Raw genomic sequence first — 19,983 nt, forward strand, 5'->3', positions numbered from 1 at the left:
TCTCGGGCGGAGCGCAGCGCAGACCCGAGAATCTCATGACGAGAACGCGCTGGTCGGCGCCTCATCCGGCCTGAGATGCTCGGGTCAAGCCCGAGCATGACGCATGTCAATTGGCCTTGTGCAGCTTCGCCAGCGGGAAGCGCGCCACATCCGCCAGCAATTCGACGAAACCCGCGGCCTGAAACTCGGCCGTCGCCTTGCCTTTCTCGGCCGTTGCGAGGCTGGCATCGCCCGCAGCGCCTGACGCGTGCACATCCTGGGCCATCCAGGCGAAGGGATGCGCGCCGGTCGGCCGCAGCCACTTGTAGCCCTCATCCGCCATTTCGACCGTGCGCGGCACGAAACGGCCGGCCTGCCTCATATCGACGAGGTCGGGCCGGAAATGCAGCATCAGCGAGGTCTCGATGTCGCCGGCATGGATGCCGTGCCTGGCGTCCATCTCGTCATAGAGCTCCGGCGGCAGGCCGAAGCTGCTCCAGGAGGTCGAGACCGCGAACATGCCGTGGCTAACGCGCAATTCGCGCGCCACGACCTTCATCGGGTCGACATTACCGCCATGCGAGGTGACGAGCACGAGCTTGCGCAGGCCGGCGCGCTTCACGCTCTCGCCGATCTCGATCCAGCTGCGGATTGCGCTCTCCCAGGAGATCGTCAGCGTGCCCGGCGAATGCAGGTGCTCGTTCGACTTGCAGATCGCCAGTGTCGGCAGCACCAGCACGTCGAGTCCGGCCGGAACCTGCGGCATCGCCAGCGCCAGCATTGCGTTCATCACAGTGGTGTCGACCGAGACCGGCAGATGCGGCCCGTGCTGCTCGATCGCGGCCAGCGGCAGCACGGCGATGGTCGCCTCGGGGGGGAGCCCGGCGAAGTCGGTGGTCTTCAGGTCGCCCCAGAAGCGTGCGGTCATGATCTTCAGGTCTCGTCGGTCAAGCTGCGGGCCGGTCCCGCGATTCGCGTCTGCTGCCTCATGGCGACAGGACTGCCCAGCATAGTAGCGGCGGATGGCGAGGGAAGGGCTGATGGCACGCGCATGCCATGCGGGTTGGAGCCTCGCCGGCAAAGCCTGTCTGTGCGAAAGCCGGCCACGACGCATTTCCAGCGGCCCTCAGGCCGTGGCATACAAGCTGCCTGCCGGCCGTAAGGCTTGCGCGGTCCGGTGCCGGGTTCGCGACATGATGGAGGGGGTTAGGCCATGACGATGAAGTATCGCCTCGACCGGCGCGCTGCGCTCGGCCTGCTCGGTGGCTCGGCCGCCTCGGTGCTGATCCCGGTGCCCGGTGCGCGCGTCAATGCGCAGACCCTCGACAAGGTCAGCTACCAGACCAACTGGCGCGCCCAGACCGAGCATGGCGGCTTCTATCTCGCCGCCGCCAACGGCATCTACAAGAAGTACGGGCTCGACGTCGACATCCGCCCCGGTGGCCCGCAGCAGAACCCGACCCAGCTCCTGCTCGGCGGCCGTGTCGACATGATCATGGGCAATTCACTGGAGGCGCTGAGCTTCGCGCAGGAGAACCTGCCCTTCCTCTGCATCGCCTCGATCTTCCAGAAGGACCCGCAGGTCCTGATCTCGCATCCCGGCCAGGGCAACGACTCGCTCGCCGCCCTCAAGGACAAGCCGATCCTGATCGCGGCGCAGGCCCGCGTCGGCTTCTGGCCGTTCCTGAAGCTGAAATTCGGTTTCCGCGACGAGCAGATCCGGCCCTACACCTTCAACATGGCGCCGTTCCTGGCCGACAAGAAGCTCACCCAGCAGGGCTTTTTGTCATCCGAGCCCTTCGTCATCCGCAAGGCAGGCGTCGAGCCGGTCGTCCATCTCCTCGCCGATGCCGGCTTCGAAAACTACAACACCACCATCACGATCTCCCGCAAGATGGTGCAGGAGAAGAAGGAGGTCGTGCAGCGCTTCGTCGATGCGACCGCCGAAGGCTGGGCTGAATACATGAAGGGCGGGCCAAACATCGCCGCCGCCAATGCCCGGATCCTCAAAGACAATCCCGACATGGATCAGGAGAAGATCGACTACGCCCTCAAGGTGATGAACGACAACGGCATCGTCGTCTCCGGCGACGCGAAGACGCTCGGCATCGGCGCCATGACCGATGCGCGCTGGGCGAGCTTTGCCAAGACCATGACCGAAGCCGGCGTCATTCCGGCCGGGGTTGACGTCAAGAAGGCCTACAGCCTGGAGTTCATCAACAAGGGCGTCGGCAAGCCCTGACGAGCGTCATGCTCGGGCCTGGTCCGAGCATCTCTTGCCGAAGATTCTCGGGTCCGCGCTGCGCTCCGCCCGAGAATGACGGCCTTTCGTAAACTGGATCATCAGGCCTTTGGACACAGCCTATCTGAGCACACATCCGGCGGCAGGACAGAAGAGTGGTTCTCCGCTCGTCTCGATCCGCCGGGTCTCCAAGCAGTTCGCCAACGGCACCATCGCCGTGCGCGACGTCGATCTCGATCTCGGCACCGGCGAGTTCGTCAGCCTGCTCGGTCCTTCCGGCTGCGGCAAGTCGACCCTGCTGCGCATGATCGCCGGGCTGGGCAGCCCGTCTTCCGGCACGATCGCCTGGCCTGGTGCCGGAGAGGACAAGGCCGAGCGCGATCTCGGCTTCGTCTTCCAGGACCCGACGCTGATGCCCTGGGCGAATGCCCTCGCCAACGTCATGCTTCCGCTGACACTGAAGCATGTGCCGAAGCGGGAGGCGCAGGAGCGCGCCGCCGAGATGCTGGCGCTGGTCGGTCTCAAGGGCTTCGAGACGTCCTATCCGCGCGAGCTCTCCGGCGGCATGAAGATGCGCGTCTCGATCGCCCGCGCTCTGGTGATGCGGCCAAAAATCCTCCTGATGGACGAGCCCTTCGCCGCGCTCGACGAGATCACCCGCCATCGCCTCAACGACGACCTGCTGAACCTGTGGTGGCGCGAGCGCTTCACCGCCGTCTTCGTCACTCATTCGGTGTTCGAGTCGGTCTATCTCTCGCAGCGCATCGTGGTGATGGCGGCGCGGCCCGGCCGCGTCATGGCCGATCTCGACGTCTCCGCGCCCTATCCGCGCGACGAACTGTTCCGGACCTCGGCCGAATACGCCCATCTCTGCCGGCTCGCCTCCGGCAAACTCAAGGAGGCGATCGGCGCATGAGCTCTCCTTCCTCCGTGACCTCCGTGCCGCATGACGGCACCGATGCCGAAGCCCGTCCGCTCGCGCTCGCCGAGCCGACCATCCTCGGCCTGCCGGTTAGCTTCTGGCCGCGTATCCTCGCACCGATCGCCGTCGGCATCCTGGTGCTTGGGCTCTGGGAATTCGCGGTGCGCTGGAACGAGGTGCCGTCCTATGTGCTGCCCGGGCCGCTCCTGGTCGGCCAGACCCTGATCGCGGACTGGGGCACGCTCTCGGCCTCGCTCTGGATCACCTTGCGCATCACCTTCATGGCGCTGGCGGCGGCGGTGATCGTCGGCGTCGCGCTTGCCGTGCTGTTCACCCAGTCGAAATGGCTGGAGATGGCGCTTTTGCCCTATGCGGTGATCCTGCAGGTCACGCCGATCGTCGCGATCGCGCCGCTGATCATCATCTGGGCCGGCGACATCAACCTGTCGCTCTTGATCTGCGCCTGGATCGTCGCCTTCTTCCCGATCCTGTCGAACACGATCCTCGGACTGAACTCGGCCGATCACAACCTGATCAACTTCTTCCAGCTGCACGGCGCGACGCGCTGGCAGACGCTGCGCTATCTCAAGCTGCCGGCGGCGCTGCCCTATTTCCTCGCGGGGCTGAAGATCTCGGGCGGCCTGGCCCTGATCGGCGCCGTCGTCGCCGAGTTCGTGGCGGGGACGGGCGGCTCGGAATCGGGGCTGGCCTATCGCATCCTCGAAGCCGGCTATCAGCTCAAGATCCCGCGCGTCTTCGCGGCGTTGCTGATGATCTCGCTCTCGGGAATCGCCATTTTCCTGGCGACCAGCCTGCTCTCGCATCTCCTGCTGCGGCGCTGGCACGAGAGCGCGCTGAAGCGGGAGAATTGAGCGCGGATCGCCGGGGGCGTCATTGCGAGGAGTGTAGCGGCGAAGCAATCCAGGAGCGGCAGAGCTCTACGTCCCCCTGGACTGCTTCGCTTGCGCTCGCAATGACGGAGCGTCCGACCGAAAGCCTCAGCCGAAGAAGTGCAGCCGGTCCTCGACCGGCAGCGAGGCGATTGCCCGCAGGTCGGCCTCGGAATAGCTGAGTTCGACCCGCGCCGAGCTCACCGTGTCCGGCAGCATGATCGCCTCGGCCGGTGCACCGACATCGGCGAAGGCGATGTCGTCCTCGGCCACCTGGGTGCTGCTGCGTCGGCGATAGGGCTGCGTCTGCAGGCGCAGGCCGGTCTCGTTCAGAGGTGCGCGCTGCTGCGTGCCGGCATCGACCACGTCGATGTCGCCGGGGTCGGTCGCCAGATCCACGATGCTCGATCGCGGAGGTTCGGCCGCTGCGGCGGGCGCCGGTAGCGGCGCATCGGCCATGGCGGTTCCGTCGGCCGCCGCACGCAGGCTGGCATCGAGCATGGCGACGGTGTCGGCGACCTTCTCGATCTGGTTGGCGCCGGCCTCGATCACCGTGGTCGCGCCGTAGATCTCGGTCGCGCGCCGGTCGAGCCGGTCGCAGAGCTCGGGCTCCGCGCCGCCCTCGCGCAGGGTCCAGGCGATCTCCTGGATCGATTCGGCCGCTTCGATGATGCCGGCGGCGGTCTCCTGGATGCGGGCCGACAGGCGGGCCGAGGCGCCGCCGCGGTCGAGATCGTCGCGCAGTTCGGCGATGGCGCGGGCGGTCTCCGAGAGTTCCGGCCCCAACTCCGGCACGGCGACCTGCACCGTGCAAAGCCGCTCGAGGCGCGCGATCGCGGACAGCACGATCTCGGTGTCGGCTTGCCGGTTGCGCCTGGAATATTCGGCCAGGAACCAGCGGCCGCGCGCCGTTTCCATCACGGCGGCGGCGATCGCGTCATAGTCGGCCGCGCTCAGCGGAGATAGCGAACGCGCGTCGCTCATGGCCAGGCTGCACTCCGTGGGCTGGCCGAAACGCATTTCGCCGGCCGAAGATGCCCATCCGCAAAATTGCTGCTGATTCTTTAAGAAATCGCTGCCATGGGCCTGCCGCCGCCGATCCGGACCGGATTTTCGCGCCTTCTTGCGGTGCGCCTCTCGGTCATGCACGCGCTGAACTTCCTCGGCGTCGGCTTCTATCTGCCTTTCTTCCCAGTCTGGCTCGCCTCGACGGGGCTAGGCGATGTCGACATCGGCTATGTGCTGGCGATCCCGATCCTGGTGCGCGTCTTCGTGGCCTCGTCCGTGACGGGGCTGGGTGACCGCCTGCGCCCGAACATCCTGCTGGCATTGCTCAATGCCTTGGCAGCATTGATCTATTTCGCCCTGGCGCAGCAGACGCAATTCCTGCCGATCGCCATCCTGACGGCGCTCAGCGCCATCGCCCTGTCGGGCGTGGTGCCGCTCGCCGATGTCCTGACCACAGAGCAGGTGAAGGCCGGGGCGCTCAGGGATTATGGCCGCGTCAGGCTCTGGGGCTCGGTGACCTTCGTGCTCTCGAACCTCGCCGGCGGCTATTTGATCGCGCGGCACGGCGCCTGGCTGATCCCCTTCGTCCTCGCCGGCAGCAGTTCGCTCGCGGCGCTCGCTGCATTGCAGGCGCCGTCGCCGCCAGGAGGAGTCCCGCCAGCGGTCTCACAAGGAGCGTCTGCCGCCGGCTTTGGACTGCCGTTCTGGCTCGCGGTCGGGGCGGCGGCTTGCGTCAACGCCACGCATGCGGCGGTCTATGCCTTCAGCTCGCTGCACTGGCGCAGCATCGGCTTCAGCGGCGAGACGGTCGGCTGGCTCTGGGCGGTTGCCGTCCTCGCCGAGATCGCGGTCTTCCTCGTCGGAGGCAGCATCGCCGCCAGCGGCCTTGTCGGCCTGCGCTGGATCGCGATCGCGGCGATCGCGGCGGCGCTGCGCTTCGGCGTGATGAGCGCCGATCCCGGCCTTCCCGTCACCGTCCTGCTGCAGCTCCTGCACGGGATCACCTTCGGTTGCATGCATCTCGGCACGCTTGCGGCGCTGTCGGCGCTGTCCCCCGGGGCGCGTCGTGCGGCGGCGCAGGGGCGGCTCGTCGCAGTGAGCGCGCTGGCGATGGGGCTGGCGACCATTCTCTCCGGCTATCTCTATCGCCTGTTCGGACCGGGCGTATTCCTCGCCATGGTGCCGATTGCGTTGCTCGGGCTCATCCTGGCGGCCCTTGCCATCCTCAAGGCGCGCGGCAATACAGGTCGCGGGGGCCGAATCTAAGCGTGGGGAGCAGGCGAGCCGTCATGGCTGTCGTCGACGCCGTTGAGCCGCAAGCGGTCTATCGCGACGATGGCGGCGTTCTCGTCGTGTCGCTGGCCGGCCGCTGGAGCGTCGGACGGGCGCCGCGCCTCGAAGCCCTGACCAGCGAATTGTCCGAGCGTATCGGCAGCGTCAGTCAGGCGCGCCTCGACCTGTCGGCGATCGAGCGCCTCGACACGCTCGGCGCCTATCTGCTCGACCAGGTGAAGCAGGCAGGCGAGGCGAAGGGCGTCGCGATCGAGCTGACCAGCCGCCGCCCCGAGCATGCGGTGCTCCTGCGCGAGGTCGAGCGCAACGTCACCGACTACCAGCCGCCGGTCCATCCGATCGGGCTCGTCACGGTCCTCGTCGACATCGGCCAGGGCGTCACCCGCTTCGGCCGTGACCTTGCCGGCGGTGCCGTCTTCCTCGGCGAGGTGATGGCGGGCTGCGTCGGCGCCCTGTTCGGACCGCGACGCTTCCGCGGGCCCTCGCTGGTCAACCAGATCGAGCTGATCGCCTTCAACGGCGCGCCGATCATCATCCTGATCTCGTTCCTGGTCGGCTGCATCGTCGCGCAGCAGGGTATCTTCCAGCTCCAGCGCTTCGGCGCCACCGCCTTCGTCGTCAACCTGACCGGCATCCTCGTCCTGCGCGAACTCTCGGTGCTGCTCACCTCGATCATGGTCGCCGGCCGCTCGGGCTCCGCCTTCACCGCCGAGATCGGCTCGATGAAGATGCGCGAGGAGATCGATGCGCTCCGGGTGATGGGGCTCGATCCGATCGAGGTACTGGTGGTGCCGCGCATCCTGGCGCTGATCATCGCGCTGCCGATCCTGACCTTCATCTCGGCCATGTCCGGCCTGGTCGGCGCCGGCCTGGTGAGCTGGCTCTATGGCGGCATCGGCCTCGACACCTATCTCGACCGCCTGAAATCGGTGATCACCTGGCAGCATTTCGCCGTCGGCCTCATCAAGGCCCCGTTCATGGCGTTCGTGATCGGCCTGATCGCCTCGATCGAGGGCCTGGCGGTGAAGGGTTCGGCCGAATCGCTCGGCCATCAGGTGACGGCGTCGGTGGTGAAGGCGATCTTCATGGTGATCGTGGTCGACGGGCTGTTCGCCATGTTCTTCGCCTCGATCCGGATGTGAGGGGCGGCGCGATGCTCGACAAGCCCTCACAGACCGGTCCCCTCGGGCCTCAGGACGAGGCTGAATCCGCTCCCGACGCGGTGATTCGCGTTCGTGATCTCAAGGTCGCCTTCGGCGACAAGGTGATCATGGACGGGCTCGACCTCGACGTGATGCGTGGTGAGATTCTCGGCTTCGTCGGCGGCTCGGGCCAGGGCAAGTCGGTGCTGACCCGCACCATCCTCGGCTTGGTGCGCAAGCAGCGCGGCACGATCGAGGTCTTCGGCGAGAACGTCGATAAGCTCGATCCGAACGGCCGGCGGCGGCTCGAGCGCCGTTTCGGCGTGATGTTCCAGCAGGGCGCGCTGTTCTCGGCGCTGACCGTCAAGCAGAACATCCAGGTGCCGATGCGGGAATATCTCAAGCTCTCGCCCAAGCTGCTCGAAGAGCTCGCCATGCTCAAGGTCGAGATGGTGGGATTGAAGCCCGATGCGGCCGACAAGGTGCCCTCGGAACTCTCGGGCGGCATGATCAAGCGCGCCGCGCTCGCCCGCGCCCTGGCGCTCGATCCCGAGATCGTCTTCCTCGACGAGCCGACCTCGGGCCTCGACCCGATCGGCGCCGCCGAGTTCGACGAGCTGATCATGACGCTCAAGCAGACTTTGGGCCTGACGGTGTTCATGGTAACCCATGACCTCGATAGTCTTTACGTAGCTTGCGACAGGATTGCCGCCTTGGCGGACAAGCGTGTCATCGCGGTCGGTCCGCTCGCCACCATGCTGGCTTCCGATCATCCCTGGCTCAAGGCGTATTTCGGCGGTGAGCGCGCCCGCGCCCGCATGCCCGATCAAACGAGGACGTGACGGACGCCCGCGATGGAATCCCGTGCGAACTACGCCCTGGTAGGCCTTTTCACCCTCGCCGTGATCGCGGCGATGTTCGGCTTCGCCTATTGGTTCGGCAGCGGCGGCGGTGGCCGCAAGCAGGATGTCCGGGTCATCTTCACCGGCACGGTGACAGGCTTGGGGCGCGGCTCCAGCGTGCTTTTCAACGGCCTGCGCGTCGGCGAGGTCAAGCAGATTGGCCTGCAGCCTGACGATCCGCGCCGCATCTTCGGCGTGATCGAGGTCGACAACACCACTCCGCTGCGGGTCGACACCCGTGCCCGAATCGAGGCGCAGGGGCTTGCCGGTGTCGTCGCGCTGCAGCTGATCGGCGGCGAGCCCGACGCGGCGGTCCTTCAGGCCAAGCCCGGCGAGACGCTGCCGACGATCATCGCCGAGCGTTCCGAGATCCAGGACATCATCGAATCGGTCCGCAACGTCGCCCAGAAGGCCGACGAGGTGCTCGGCAATCTCGACGGGCTGATCAAGCAGAATTCCGGCTCGATCACCAACACGGTCCGCAACGTCGAAAAATTCTCGCAGGCACTCGGCGACAATTCCGGCAACATCGACAAGCTGATGTCGAGCTTCGGCCAGATCGCCGACACGATCGCGCCGCTCTCGCAGAAACTCGGCACGCTGAGCGAGGAACTCACCGGGGTGGTGCGCTCGGTCGACCGCGCCAAGGTCACCGGCATCATCGACAATTTCGACAAGTTCACCGCGGCGCTGGGCGGCTCGAGCGGCGACGTCTCCAAGGCGGTCAAGGACGTCGCCTCGATCACCGACAAGCTCAACCGCGCCGCCGATCAGGTCGAGGGCGTGCTGAAGGCGGCGCAGGCCTTCCTGAACACGCAGGACGGGCAGGGTGCCTTCGCCGAAGTCGCCAATGCCGCGAAATCGATTCGCGTGCTGGCCGACAATCTCGACAAGCGCACCGCCGAGATTACCGTCGGCATCAACCGTTTCACCGGCCCTGGCCTGCGCGATCTCGAGACGCTTGCTTCGGACGGCAAGCGTACCTTGGGGGACATCAACCGCGTGCTGCGCAATGTCGAGCGCAATCCCCAGCAGTTCATCTTCGGCGGTCGTCCGCCGCTTCCCCAATACAGCGGATCGCGCTAGCTCCTTATGACCATGCCGATTCTGCCCTTGCTGCTTCGTGGTCGTCTGCGCGCCCTGTCCCTGGCGACGGCAGGCTCGCTGCTGCTGGCCGGCTGCGGCGGCGGATCGGCGCCGACCACCTATGATCTCTCCGCGCCGCGCGATTTCGGCCGCATCGGCGGGGGCGGCGGCGTGCTGATCGTCGCCCAGCCGACGGCGGTGCAGGCGCTCGATTCCGACCGGCTGATCGTCAAGGATTCGAGCGGTGCGCTCTCCTTCCTCGGCGGGGCGCAATGGGCCGACCGCGTGCCCAATCTGGTGCAGACACGCCTGATCCAGACCTTCGAGAACGGCAGCCGCATCGCCGCTGTCGGCCGGCCGGGCGAGCGCATCGTCCCCGATTTTCAGCTCAACACCGATATCCGCGCCTTCAATATCGACGCCGCCAGCGGCCAGGCCGTGGTCGAGATCACCGCCAAGCTGATCGGTGACCGCACCGGCAAGGTCCAACGCGCCAAGCTGTTCTCGGCCCGCGTGCCGGCGGGCGCCGAGGGGGCGGGGGCGGCGCAGGCGCTCGACCAGGCGCTGTCGCAGGTGCTGATCCAGATCGCTCGCTGGGCGCGCTGAGAAGGACGGGATTGGCCCCCTGACGGGCGGGGACGTCTGCGATCGGGCGGAGAAAATGCCCAGCAATCATGATTTGGACGCGCTCGCTGAAGTGGCCAAAGCGGCGAATGTCCTGGGTTTGTCGCGGTATTGCCGCTTTCGAGCGAAGGGCCTCCGGAAGGAGGCCATGCGCGCTCTCGCAGATTTTCTCAATGACGCGACGAAGCTGCCATTCATAGACCGGCAGGCTCTCATTCTGGGACTGACGGAACATCGCAAGGCATTCTCGGACCCACGCCTACTCTGTCCGGAGCCGATTGTGGTGCGGCTGATTCTGCCAACGCTCAAGGAGTGGCTTCAAGCTGACCCGGGTTCGGCGACCGCTCATTTCTTGCTTGGAACATATCATTTCGGCACGGCCACAGCCGCTGCCGGAGAGACACCGATTGAGTGCTTCCGGAAGGCCATTGCCCTCGATCCGAAGCATCAGGGCGCGCGCACGGCCTTTGTCGCCCTCGTGTCAAATGGGGTCCGGTACGCTCAACACGAGCTGCCAGTCGTCTATATCGGCCCCGCCGAAGAGGATGTGATGGCGCTGCAGGAAGCTCTGTTCGTTCTGCGAGGTACCGATAAGACACCGCAACGCCTGGAGTTTGAGGGCGAGCTTCTCAGCATGCTCGGCCAAGCAGAGAGATGGCTCGCGTCTCGGGCTTGAGCAGGCGCAAAAGCAAAGAGGCCGCCCTTCCGGGCGGCCTCTTCTGATTTGAGCGAAAGGTCCGGTGCTTACTCGAACCGCCCGCTGGCATGAGCCAGCATGGTGTAGACCTTACCGGTCTCCGAGGTCAGGTAGGTCTTCGCCACCATCGAGTCGCGGTCGTCCTTGGCGGCTTCGCCGAGCAAGCGCTCGAACTCCTCGATGTAGCGGTCGACCGTCTCCTTGAACTCGGTGTCGCGGCGGTATTTGCGCCGGATCTCGTCGAAGGTCTGCTGGCCCTGCAGGGTGTAGAGCCGGCGGGTGAAGACGTTGCGCTCGCCGCGCTTGTAGCGCTCCCAGAGCTCGACAGCCGCGTCATGGTCGATCATCCGGGCGATGTCGACCGAGAGCGAATCGAGCTTCTCGATGCTGTGCGCCGTCGGCTTGGCGGCTTCCGGCGCCCGGTCGTCGCGCGAGGCGCGGCTGAGCAGGTCCGAGAGCCAGCCCGACTTCGCCGGGGCAGCTTGCTCGGCCGCGGGCCGGCGCGCCGGCTCGGGGGCAGGGGTGGGACGCACCGGCGCCGCTTGCACCTCGGCCCGGGCTGGTTCCGGCGTCGGGTCGATCGAGGCGCGCAGCGGCTCGGTCAGCACCGGGGCGCTCTGCACCGCCACGGAGGACGAGGCGCTGACGACCGGAGTCGGCTGCTGATAGCTCGTCGTCGTCCGCCGCTCGCCCTGCGGGCGCGCGACGTCGCTGCTACGGCCCGAGCGCGAGACGATCTCGGTCAGCTCGTTGAGCGCCTTGATCTGGTCGGCGACGACGCGGCGCATGGCGGCGGTCGATTCCTGTGTCTCGCGCGGCAGGTCGAGCACGCCCTTCTTGAGCTCGGTCCGGGTCGTCTCGAGCTCGCGATGGATCTCGGCCGACATCGAGCGCATGTCCTCGGCGGCGCTCTGGAAGCGCGCCGTGACCTTGCCGAGCTCGCCCGAGACCTCGTTCACCACCTCCTCATAGGCCGCGCGCAGGGCCTGCGCGGTCGCCTCGCGCTCCCGGCCGCTGGCGGCGCGGATCGAGTCGAACTGCTGGGCGATGGCGCTGCTGGTCGATTCGGCGGCGTCGCTGAGCACGGTGCTGAGCTGGCGGGTGCGCGTCTCGGCATTGCTGAGCGATTCGTCGAGCAGCGACGAGAACGAGCGGGTGATCTGCTCGATGTCGTCGGTGCGCGTGGCGATCAGCCCGTGCAGGTGCTCCAGCGATTCCTTGCGATCGGCCAGCACGTTGCCGACGCGGGCCTCGACCTGCTCCAGCCGCTGCGCGACGGCGTTGAGCGCCGCGGCATTGGTCTGCGAGGTCTCGGTCATCGACGAGCCCTGCGCATCGATCCGCGAGATCAGAGCCGCGGTGTCGCGCAGCGTGCCTTCCGAATAGCCCTTCAGCGTCGCGATCTGGTTCGCGACCTGCTCGGAGGTCCGGTTGGTCTCCTGCACCACCGTCGAGAGCACGGTCTGCAGCTCCTCGACGCGGCCCGACAGGCTGCCTTCGACCGCCGCGAGGTTCTTGTTCGCGCCGGTGACGATCTGCTGCATCAGCTTGTTGGCCTCGCCGAGGCGGCCCAGCATGCTGCCGAGCTCGCTGCGCAGCTGCTCATTGGTCTTGAGCAGCGCCTCGACCGAGTGGTTGGTGCCGCTCTCGATCGTCTCGCGCAGCGCGCCGGAAGCGAGCTCGAGCGCCTGGCTGATCTCGGTGCTGCGCTCGTGCAGGCCGGCGACCATGCTGTTGCCGCGGTTCTCGATATTGGCGACCAGGGCTTCGCCGAGGCTGGCGAACTGGTTGGCGAGGGTCACGCCCTTGCGGCCGATCGCCTCGACCACGCCGTTGCCGCGCTCGTCGAACAGAGCGCGCAGCTCCTCGGTGCGCGTGCTCAGCGCCGAGCTCATCCCGTCCGATTGCTCCGCCAGGGTCCGCGAGAGGTTGCGGCTGTGCTGGTCGAGCGTGTTCAGCATGTCGCCGCCACGCTCGTCGAACAGGGCGCGCAGCTCTTCGGTGCGGCCGGAGAGGGCGGTGGCGATGCCGTCAGAGCGCTCCTGCAGGATCTGGGCGATCTGGCTGCCGCGCTGGCCGAGCGCGTTGAGGATGCCGCCGCCGCGCTCGTCGAACACGGCGCGCAGCTCGTTCGAGCGGTCGGACAGCGTCGCAGCGATGCCGTCGGACTTCTCCTGCAGCGTCTGCGCGATCTGGTTGCCGTGCTGGTCGAGCAGGGTGATCAGGCCGGCGCCCTTGTCCTCGAACAAAGCGCGCAGCGCGTCGGTACGGGCGCCGAGCGAGCCGGCGATCGCGTCCGAGGTGCCCTGCAGCGTCCGGACGATCTGGTTGCCTTGCTGGTCGATCAGGGTGACCAGGCCGGAGCCCTTGTCCTCGAACAAGGCGCGCAACTCGTCGGTGCGTGCGCTGAGCGAGCCGGCGGCCGAGGCAGCGGCGCCTTGCAGGGTCTGCACCATCTCGTTGCCCTGCTGGTAGAGCAGGGTGATCAGGCCGGTGCCCTTGTCGTCGAACAAAGCGCGCAACTCGTCGGTGCGGGCGCTGAGCGAGCCGGCGATCGATTCCGAGGTGCCTTGCAAGGTCCGGACGATCTGGTTGCCGCGCTCGTCGAGCAAGGTGATCAGGCCGGCGCCCTTGCCGTCGAACAGGGCGCGCAGTTCCTCGGTGCGGCTGTCGAGCGCGCCGGCGACCGAATCCGCCGTGCCCTGCAGGGTCTGCGCGATCTGGCTGCTGCGCGCGTCGAGCGTGCCGGAGACGGTGTCGAGCCGGTTGACGACGCGCTCCTCGAAGCGCGCCACGCTCTGGTCGAGCGTATCGGCGATCTGCAGGGCGCGCCCGCCGAGCGTCGCATTGATGCTGTCGGCCTTCTCGGCGAGCGTCTGGGTCAGCGCCTCGCTCTTGCTGGTGACGATCTCGCCGATCTCATCCGCCTTGGCGGTGAGGGCGCGGGTGACCTCACGCCCGCCCTCGGCCATGACGCGGGCGATGTCGACCGTGCGCTCGACCAGCGCCTCGTTGAGCGCGCTGGCGCGCGAACCGAGATTGCCGTCGATGCGCGCGATCAGCCCATCGAGCGAGGTCGCGATCTCGGCGCTCTTGGCGCTGGAGCGCTCCTCGAAGGTCTTGATCTGCGTCTCCATGGCGGCGGCCGCTTCCTGGGTGCGGGCCATCATGGTCTCGGCGGCGTGCTGCGAGCGCTCGCCGATGCGCTCGGCCAGCGCCTGGCCTTCCTCGCCGAGCAGCTTCTCGACCTGGCCGAGGCGCAGCGTCACCTGGTCGGTGAAGGAGCGAGCGTCGTGGCCCAGCTTGGAAGCCAGCGTGCCGCCGCGGGTGACGATGATCTCCTCGAAGGCGCCGAGGCGGGCGCCGATCGTGGCCTCGATCTCGCGGCCCTGGACGTCGAACAGGCGGTTCAGCGCGTCATGCTTGCCGGCGAGCGACTCGTTGAGCGCCTGCGAGCGAGCATCCACCGAGCGCAGCAGCGACTCGGCATTGGCGGCGAGCGCCTGGTTGACGCGCCCGCCCTGCTGGGTGAGGGCGACGACCACGTCCTTGCCGGTCGCGGCGAGCAGGCTGCTGGCGCGCTCGGCTTCGGTGGTGAAGGTGCCGCGCAGCGCCGTCGCCGCGTCGCTGACGCGGTCGGCGATCTCGCGCCCGTCGACATTGATCGCGTCGGCGAGGGCCTTGGTCGCCTCGCCGAGGCGGCTGGCCAGACTCTGGCTCTGCTCGCCGATCAGGCCATGGACCTCGCGGCCGGTGGCGGTGAGGCCGGCGATGATCGCGTCGCGCTGGGTGCCGAGCAGGGCGCCGACCTCGTCCCCGGCCTGGCCGAGGCGGGCGATGAAGCCGCTGTGCTGGTCGTCGATGACCGACTTCGCCGTCTCGCTGGCGGCCAGGATCTTGGCGGCGAGCGCTTCGCCGGTCTCGTCGAGCTGGCGATGGGCGGTGCCGCTGGCATCGGCCAGCCGGTCGATCAGGGCGTTGCCACGCTCCGCCAGCAGGCCATGCACCGAACGGCCGACATCGGCGACACGGGTGACGAGCGCCTGGCTCTGGCCGGAGAGCAGTTCCTGTATGTCCTGGCCGGTCGCGATCACGCGACCGCTGAGTGCCTCGCCCTCCGCGATGAGCAGATTGCGCACGCCGGCGCCGGCGTCGGTGAGCTGCGACACCAGCGTCTCGCGCTGGCTGCCGATCGCGCTTTGAACCTCGCTGCCGACATGCGACAGGCGCGCCACCAGGCTGTCGCCGCGCTCGCCGATGGCGGAGTGGACCTCGGCGCTGACATCCGACAGGCGGGCGACGAGGCTGTCGCCGCGTTCGCCGATGGCGGTGTGGACCTCGGTGCCGACATCCGACAGGCGGGTGACGAGGCTGTCGCCGCGCTCGCCGATGGTGGCGTGGACCTCGCGGGCGACCTCGGAGAGGCGGGCGATCAGCCCGTCGCCGCGTTCCCCGATCGCCGATTCGACGTCGCGGCCGGCATGGGCCACGCGCGAGACGATGCCCTCTGCGCGGTCGCCGAGCGTCCGGTGGATCTCCTCGGTGGTCTCGGACAGCTTGGCGACAAGGCCGTCGCCGCGCTCGCCGATCACGCTCTCGATGCCGCGGCTGGCGTCGGCGATGCGGGCGACGATGCCGTCGGCGCGGCCGCCCAGCGTCCGCTCGATCTCATGCGTGGTCTCGGACAGGCGCGAGACCAGGCCATCGCCGCGCTCGCCGATCATGACCTCAACGCTGCGGCCGGCATCGGCGACGCGGTTGACGATGCTGTCGGCGCGCTCGCCGATCGCATGCTCGACGCCCTGGCCGATTTCGGCCATGCGCAGCACCAGCCCGTCGCCGCGCTCGCTGATCGCCTCCTGCAGGCGCTGGCCGGTCTCGGACAGCCGGCCGACCAGATGGTCGCCCTGCTCGCCGATCGTGCTGCGGACCTCGTGGCCGAGGTCGGAGAGGCGGGTGACGAGGCTGCTGGCCTCTTCCGAGAACAGGCTGTGCACGGTCGCGCCGACGGCGGAGATGCGCGCGGTCAGTTCCTCGCCGCGCTCGCCGATCAGCGAGTGCAGACCGCGGCCGGCCTCGTCGAAGCGTACCACGATCGAATCGGTCTTTTCGCGCAGCAGGCTGTCGACGGTCTGGACGGTGCCTTCGAGCTTCTCGACCAGCGTCTCGCCCTGGCTGGCGATCAGGCCGTGGACGGTGTCGCCGGCCTGCTGGATGCGGTTGACGACGAGTTCGTTCTGCTTGCCGAGCAGCATGTGCACGCCGCGGCCGACCTCGGCGAGGCGGGTGGTGACGCTCTCGCCTTCGCTGCTGATCGAGGTCCGCAGCGTCTCGCCGGTCTCCGTCAGGCGCTGGGTCAGGCTGTTGCTCTGCGTGTCGAACAGGTCGACCAGCGTGCGTCCGCTCTGCTCGAAGCGCTCGGCGACTGTGGCGCCGCGCTGGGTGATCTCCTGGGCGAGGTTGTCACCGGTCGAGCGCAGCGTCTCGTTTACCGTCTCGGCGCGGCTCGCCAGCGACTCGACGACCTGCGCGCCGGTCTCGCTGATGGCGCGGGTGACGTCGCGGGCGCCGGCAGTCAGGCCCTCGGTGAGGACGGAGCCGGTGCGCTCGATCGAGCCCGCGATCTCCTGGGCGCGATTGTCGAGCACGGCCGTCATCGACTGGCTCGCATTCGTCATGCGCTCGCTGACGTCGTGCGAGGTCGACTGCAGGCGCTCGACCAGGTCGTTGCCGCGGCCGCTGATCTCGTCGACCATGCGCTCGCCGGCATGGCCGAGCGCCAGTGTGATCTGGTCGCCCTTGTCGGTCAGGCGCGAGGTGACGCGCTCGCCGGCCTCGGCCACCGCCTCGGAGATCGAGCGGCTGGCGGTCTCCAGGTCCTTGGTGATGCTCTCATGCGCGCCCGAGATCGCGAACTTCACCCGCTCGGCATTGCCGACGACGGATTCGCGCTGGGTAACAAGCTCGTCGATCAGGGAGCGCAGACGGATTTCGTTGTCGGCATAGGCGCGTTCCAGCGTCGCGATCTCGCCGCGCACAATGGTCTCGAGCTCGCCGGCGCGCGCCACGGCGCGCTCGATGCCGTCGCCCATGGCGGCGACCTCGCGGCGGATGGTCTGGCTGAGCGACAGCACGGAATCCGCCGCGACCACCTCCGGCTCAGCCAGGCGCAGCGCGACTTCGGTCATGGCGCGCGAGACCAGGCGCATTTCCTGCGTCCGGCGATAGAGCGCCGCCAGCACGAAGAAGAACACCACCGGAGCGCCGGCGCCGAGCGCCAGCAGCGCCCATTGGCCCGGGCCCCAGGCGGCCATGCCGGCCGGCAGCCCTTCGGTGAAGGTGCCGTAGCGGCTGACGAGGGTGAAGCCGACACCGCCGGCCCAGGCGAGGGAGGCGAGAGCGGCGAGCCAATAGGGTCGGCCGGAGGGCCGGGCGGCGAAGGCCTGGACGAGCGAGGAGGAATCCCGGCGGTCGTCATTGGCGACGCGGCTGGTGTCCGGCGCGATGGCGGGGCGGGCAGGGGAGGGAAGCGGTTCGGATGCGGGCTCGGCGCTGGCCGGCGCGATCGGAGCGCTTTCGACGCGCGGCAGCTCGATCTTGAGCTCGTTCTCGCCCGTCGAGGGCAGCCTCGGTTCGGCGGAAGCCTGCCCCTCGGTCTTCGACGGATCGAGCCTCAGCGCCTCCTCGATCGCCGACATTGCCGCTTCGGTCGGATCCTGGAGCTTGTTCTGCCGGGTCATGAATGCCGCCTCGCTACGCTACTTGCGACGGGCGGTGATGTCCGCCGCAGAGCGGGAACCGGCAGCCTCCAGCCGGATCCTACAAGCGACACGACGCCCATCGTTTACTGTCTCGAAGGGTAGTTGAGGCAAGCAGGGATTGAAACCCGTTTGACCGTCTGATTCACAAACGTCGTTAACGCCTCATTCACCATAACGGCGCTTCATCAGGGGTCAGAAGGCTGCGCGAGTTCCGCAGCGCGAGAGAAAACCGAGTTCCCCCATGTCCCAGACTGCCATCGACCTCGTGCATCTCGCCCGCCAGACCGGCGGCGATGCCGAGCTGGAGCGCGAGCTGCTGATGCTGTTCGCCCAGCAATGCGCCCGTCAACTGCGCGCCATCCATGGCGGCGACGCCAGTGTCGGCCGCGACGCCGCCCATACCTTGAAGGGAGCTGCACGCGCCATCGGCGCCTGGCAGGTGGCCGAGGCCGCCGACCGGATCGAGCAGCAGCTCACCCAGGCCGGAGCCGCGCCGCGCGAGGATGCGCTGGACGCGCTGACGCTCGCCGCGGCCGAGGCGCGCGCCGTCATCTCGCGGCTCGACTGCGCGGCCTGACGCCGCAGGACGGGCGGGGCGGCACGGCCGAGATCGCCGTTTCGTCCGCTTTCGAAATCTTCTAGAGATGCGATGTCCGCGGGCTCCCCGTTCGCGGGCGATGTCCCTCTCGCGAACCTGCCCGTGGCCCGCCAGGACGCCCGGCCGGTTCCTCCCGATCGCGCCAGCCGCGCAGCCGCCGCCAGGCGGCCGGAGTTCACGATGCCGAAGATCACCTACATCGACGCCCAGGGCACCAGCCGCACGGTCGAGGGCGAGACGGGTTCGACCGTGATGGAGGTCGCGGTGCGCAACGGCGTGCCGGGCATCGAGGCCGAATGCGGCGGCGCCTGCGCCTGCGCCACCTGCCATGTCTATGTCGACGACGCCTGGACCGAAAAGACCGGCCATGCCGAGCCGATGGAGGAGGACATGCTCGACTTCGCCTTCGACGTCCGTCCGAATTCGCGACTGTCCTGCCAGATCAGGGTCCGCGACGATCTCGACGGCCTCGTGGTGCGCACGCCGGCCCGCCAGGGCTGAGTTTTCGGACCCTCGCCGTCATGCCGAGGCATCGCGCCGCGGTGAGCTCGAAACACGACAGGCTCTCTCCTCGTCCTGGGGGAGCGCCCGCGCCGGCCTGATTGATCGACCGCAAGGACGAACACGCATCTCTCCGCGATGATCGCGGCATTGGATGTCGGAGCGGCTCGCGACGACGCGACGCTCTTCCCTTGGGGGAATATGCTCCGACATAGTGTATAGGCGTCGGTTCCGATCGTTCGACCATGCGGCCGGGCGGGCCACGCCGGAGGAGGATGCGATGTACAAATCGATTCTGGTCCCGGTCGATCTCGCCGAGGCCGAGCTGGCAGGCCCGGCCATCACCGCGGCCGAGGGCTTCGCCAACCAGTCGGAAGGGTCCATCAGGCTGGTCTATGTCCGCTCGCTGGTACCGATTACCTACATGGAGTTCGTGCCGGCCGACTTCGACGCCGGCCAGCAATCCGAATCCGAAGCCAAGCTCGCCGAGATCGCCGCCAAGGTGAACCTGCCGGCCGAGCGCGTCTCGGCCAAGGTCCTGGTCGGCTCGGTCCATGGCGAGGTGCTGGCCGAGGCCGATGCCAGCGGCGCCGACCTCATCGTCATCGGCTCGCACGAGCCCGGCATGCTGGCCTATGTCATCGGCTCGAACGCCTCGACGATCGTGCGCCGGGCGAAGTGCTCGGTGCTGGTGGTGAGGTAGCAGGCTTCAGGCCGGCCGCCGGCCCGGGACGAGATCGTCGGGGACCTCGCCGCTCCCAAGATCCCGCGGCCGGTTGAGCCGGATCATCGGCCAGACCTGCCAGAACGAGGCTGCCGCGAGTACGAGCCCGAGCCCAGCGGCGGCGGTTGCGCCCTGCTGGAAGGCACGCAGGCTGAAGAAGGTCAGCATCAGCATGGCGCCGCCGCCGGCGATCGCCAAGGCCAGCCAGAGCAGATAGGGCTTGCCGGCGCGGAAGCGCGCCTTTGGATTGGCGCGCGTGATCGCGGCGGACAGCGCCGCGACGAAGGCGTGATAGCGCGTATCGTCCCGGTCGATGTCGGTGAGCGAGCGCCAGGACAGGTTGCCGAAGCTGATCGTCCGGCCATCGCTCAGGCGCAGCTGCGTCCGGAAGCCCTTCGACGAGACATTGCTCGGCGCATAGATGAAGCGCACCTGCTCGACGGCCGAGAGCCTGACCTGATCGACCTTGCGGGTCGAATCGATCTCCAGCACATCGCCCTTGAGCCGATAGGCGATCTCGAAGCCGATCGGCCGCGGCCGCTGGCGCCAGAAGGGCAGGGTTGTATCGTCGTCGGCTTGCATGGCTGCGACGCTTAGCGGGTCGGCATCTCCTC

At 68.0% G+C, this 19,983-nt stretch carries 16 protein-coding genes; 12 read left to right on the forward strand and 4 right to left on the reverse strand.

Features of this window, described 5'->3' with window-relative positions; all coding sequences use genetic code 11:
• Positions 1-106 precede the first annotated feature (106 nt).
• Positions 107-907 carry a creatininase family protein gene (locus AC3WLC_RS18870; protein WP_493685459.1) on the reverse strand — a complete coding sequence of 267 codons (801 nt, stop codon included), beginning with the start codon at positions 905-907 and terminating at the stop codon, positions 107-109.
• 285 nt (positions 908-1,192) lie between these two features.
• Here AC3WLC_RS18870 and AC3WLC_RS18875 point away from each other — a divergent pair, with 285 nt between their 5' ends.
• The 3 genes from AC3WLC_RS18875 (at position 1,193) to AC3WLC_RS18885 (ending at position 4,015) form a co-directional block, all read left to right on the forward strand.
• The gene (locus AC3WLC_RS18875) at positions 1,193-2,221 is read left to right on the forward strand and encodes an ABC transporter substrate-binding protein (protein ID WP_493685460.1); all 1,029 of its coding nucleotides are present in this window, start codon (positions 1,193-1,195) and stop codon (positions 2,219-2,221) included.
• Positions 2,222-2,330: 109 nt separating this feature from the next.
• Positions 2,331-3,137 carry an ABC transporter ATP-binding protein gene (locus AC3WLC_RS18880; RefSeq protein WP_493685461.1) on the forward strand — a complete coding sequence of 269 codons (807 nt, stop codon included), beginning with the start codon at positions 2,331-2,333 and terminating at the stop codon, positions 3,135-3,137.
• On the forward strand, positions 3,134-4,015 hold the full coding sequence (locus AC3WLC_RS18885) for an ABC transporter permease (protein WP_493685462.1): 882 nt from the start codon (positions 3,134-3,136) through the stop codon (positions 4,013-4,015). Before AC3WLC_RS18880 ends, AC3WLC_RS18885 begins: the two co-directional genes overlap by 4 nt.
• A gap of 126 nt (positions 4,016-4,141) precedes the next feature.
• Here the strand turns inward: AC3WLC_RS18885 and AC3WLC_RS18890 are convergent, their stop codons facing one another.
• Complete coding sequence (locus AC3WLC_RS18890; RefSeq protein ID WP_493685463.1) at positions 4,142-5,017, reverse strand: hypothetical protein; 876 nt, start codon at positions 5,015-5,017, stop codon at positions 4,142-4,144.
• 96 nt (positions 5,018-5,113) lie between these two features.
• Between AC3WLC_RS18890 and AC3WLC_RS18895 the strand changes: the two genes are divergently transcribed.
• From AC3WLC_RS18895 to AC3WLC_RS18920, 6 genes are all read left to right on the forward strand, one after another.
• Positions 5,114-6,307 carry an MFS transporter gene (locus AC3WLC_RS18895; RefSeq protein WP_493685464.1) on the forward strand — a complete coding sequence of 398 codons (1,194 nt, stop codon included), beginning with the start codon at positions 5,114-5,116 and terminating at the stop codon, positions 6,305-6,307.
• A 23-nt stretch (positions 6,308-6,330) separates the two neighbouring features.
• On the forward strand, positions 6,331-7,476 hold the full coding sequence (locus tag AC3WLC_RS18900; protein ID WP_493685465.1) for an MlaE family lipid ABC transporter permease subunit: 1,146 nt from the start codon (positions 6,331-6,333) through the stop codon (positions 7,474-7,476).
• 128 nt (positions 7,477-7,604) lie between these two features.
• Complete coding sequence (locus AC3WLC_RS18905) at positions 7,605-8,318, forward strand: ABC transporter ATP-binding protein (RefSeq protein WP_493686085.1); 714 nt, start codon at positions 7,605-7,607, stop codon at positions 8,316-8,318.
• Between the two features lie 12 nt (positions 8,319-8,330).
• Positions 8,331-9,464: an MlaD family protein gene (locus AC3WLC_RS18910; protein ID WP_493685466.1), complete on the forward strand. Its 1,134-nt coding sequence runs from the start codon at positions 8,331-8,333 to the stop codon at positions 9,462-9,464.
• Positions 9,465-9,470: 6 nt separating this feature from the next.
• Positions 9,471-10,070 (forward strand): ABC-type transport auxiliary lipoprotein family protein, encoded by a 600-nt coding sequence (locus AC3WLC_RS18915; protein WP_493685467.1) that lies wholly within the window; start codon positions 9,471-9,473, stop codon positions 10,068-10,070.
• 166 nt (positions 10,071-10,236) lie between these two features.
• Positions 10,237-10,764: a hypothetical protein gene (locus tag AC3WLC_RS18920; protein WP_493685468.1), complete on the forward strand. Its 528-nt coding sequence runs from the start codon at positions 10,237-10,239 to the stop codon at positions 10,762-10,764.
• 68 nt (positions 10,765-10,832) lie between these two features.
• Here AC3WLC_RS18920 and AC3WLC_RS18925 read toward each other — a convergent pair whose 3' ends face one another.
• Positions 10,833-17,525, reverse strand: a complete 6,693-nt coding sequence (locus AC3WLC_RS18925) for an apolipoprotein A-IV repeat region-like domain-containing protein (RefSeq protein ID WP_493685469.1) — start codon at positions 17,523-17,525, stop codon at positions 10,833-10,835.
• 262 nt (positions 17,526-17,787) lie between these two features.
• Between AC3WLC_RS18925 and AC3WLC_RS18930 the strand changes: the two genes are divergently transcribed.
• The 3 genes from AC3WLC_RS18930 to AC3WLC_RS18940 all read left to right on the forward strand — a co-directional run bounded on the left by AC3WLC_RS18930 (position 17,788) and on the right by AC3WLC_RS18940 (position 19,348).
• Positions 17,788-18,123 (forward strand): Hpt domain-containing protein, encoded by a 336-nt coding sequence (locus AC3WLC_RS18930; protein ID WP_493685470.1) that lies wholly within the window; start codon positions 17,788-17,790, stop codon positions 18,121-18,123.
• Between the two features lie 201 nt (positions 18,124-18,324).
• Positions 18,325-18,645 carry a 2Fe-2S iron-sulfur cluster-binding protein gene (locus AC3WLC_RS18935; RefSeq protein ID WP_137883279.1) on the forward strand — a complete coding sequence of 107 codons (321 nt, stop codon included), beginning with the start codon at positions 18,325-18,327 and terminating at the stop codon, positions 18,643-18,645.
• A gap of 280 nt (positions 18,646-18,925) precedes the next feature.
• Complete coding sequence (locus AC3WLC_RS18940) at positions 18,926-19,348, forward strand: universal stress protein (RefSeq protein WP_493685471.1); 423 nt, start codon at positions 18,926-18,928, stop codon at positions 19,346-19,348.
• A gap of 6 nt (positions 19,349-19,354) precedes the next feature.
• On the opposite strand, the gene AC3WLC_RS18945 is transcribed toward AC3WLC_RS18940, so the two are convergent.
• Positions 19,355-19,951: a hypothetical protein gene (locus AC3WLC_RS18945; RefSeq protein WP_493685472.1), complete on the reverse strand. Its 597-nt coding sequence runs from the start codon at positions 19,949-19,951 to the stop codon at positions 19,355-19,357.
• Positions 19,952-19,983: the final 32 nt, after the last annotated feature.

The organism is Allobosea sp. GW821-FHT03A12 (genome assembly GCF_058986765.1).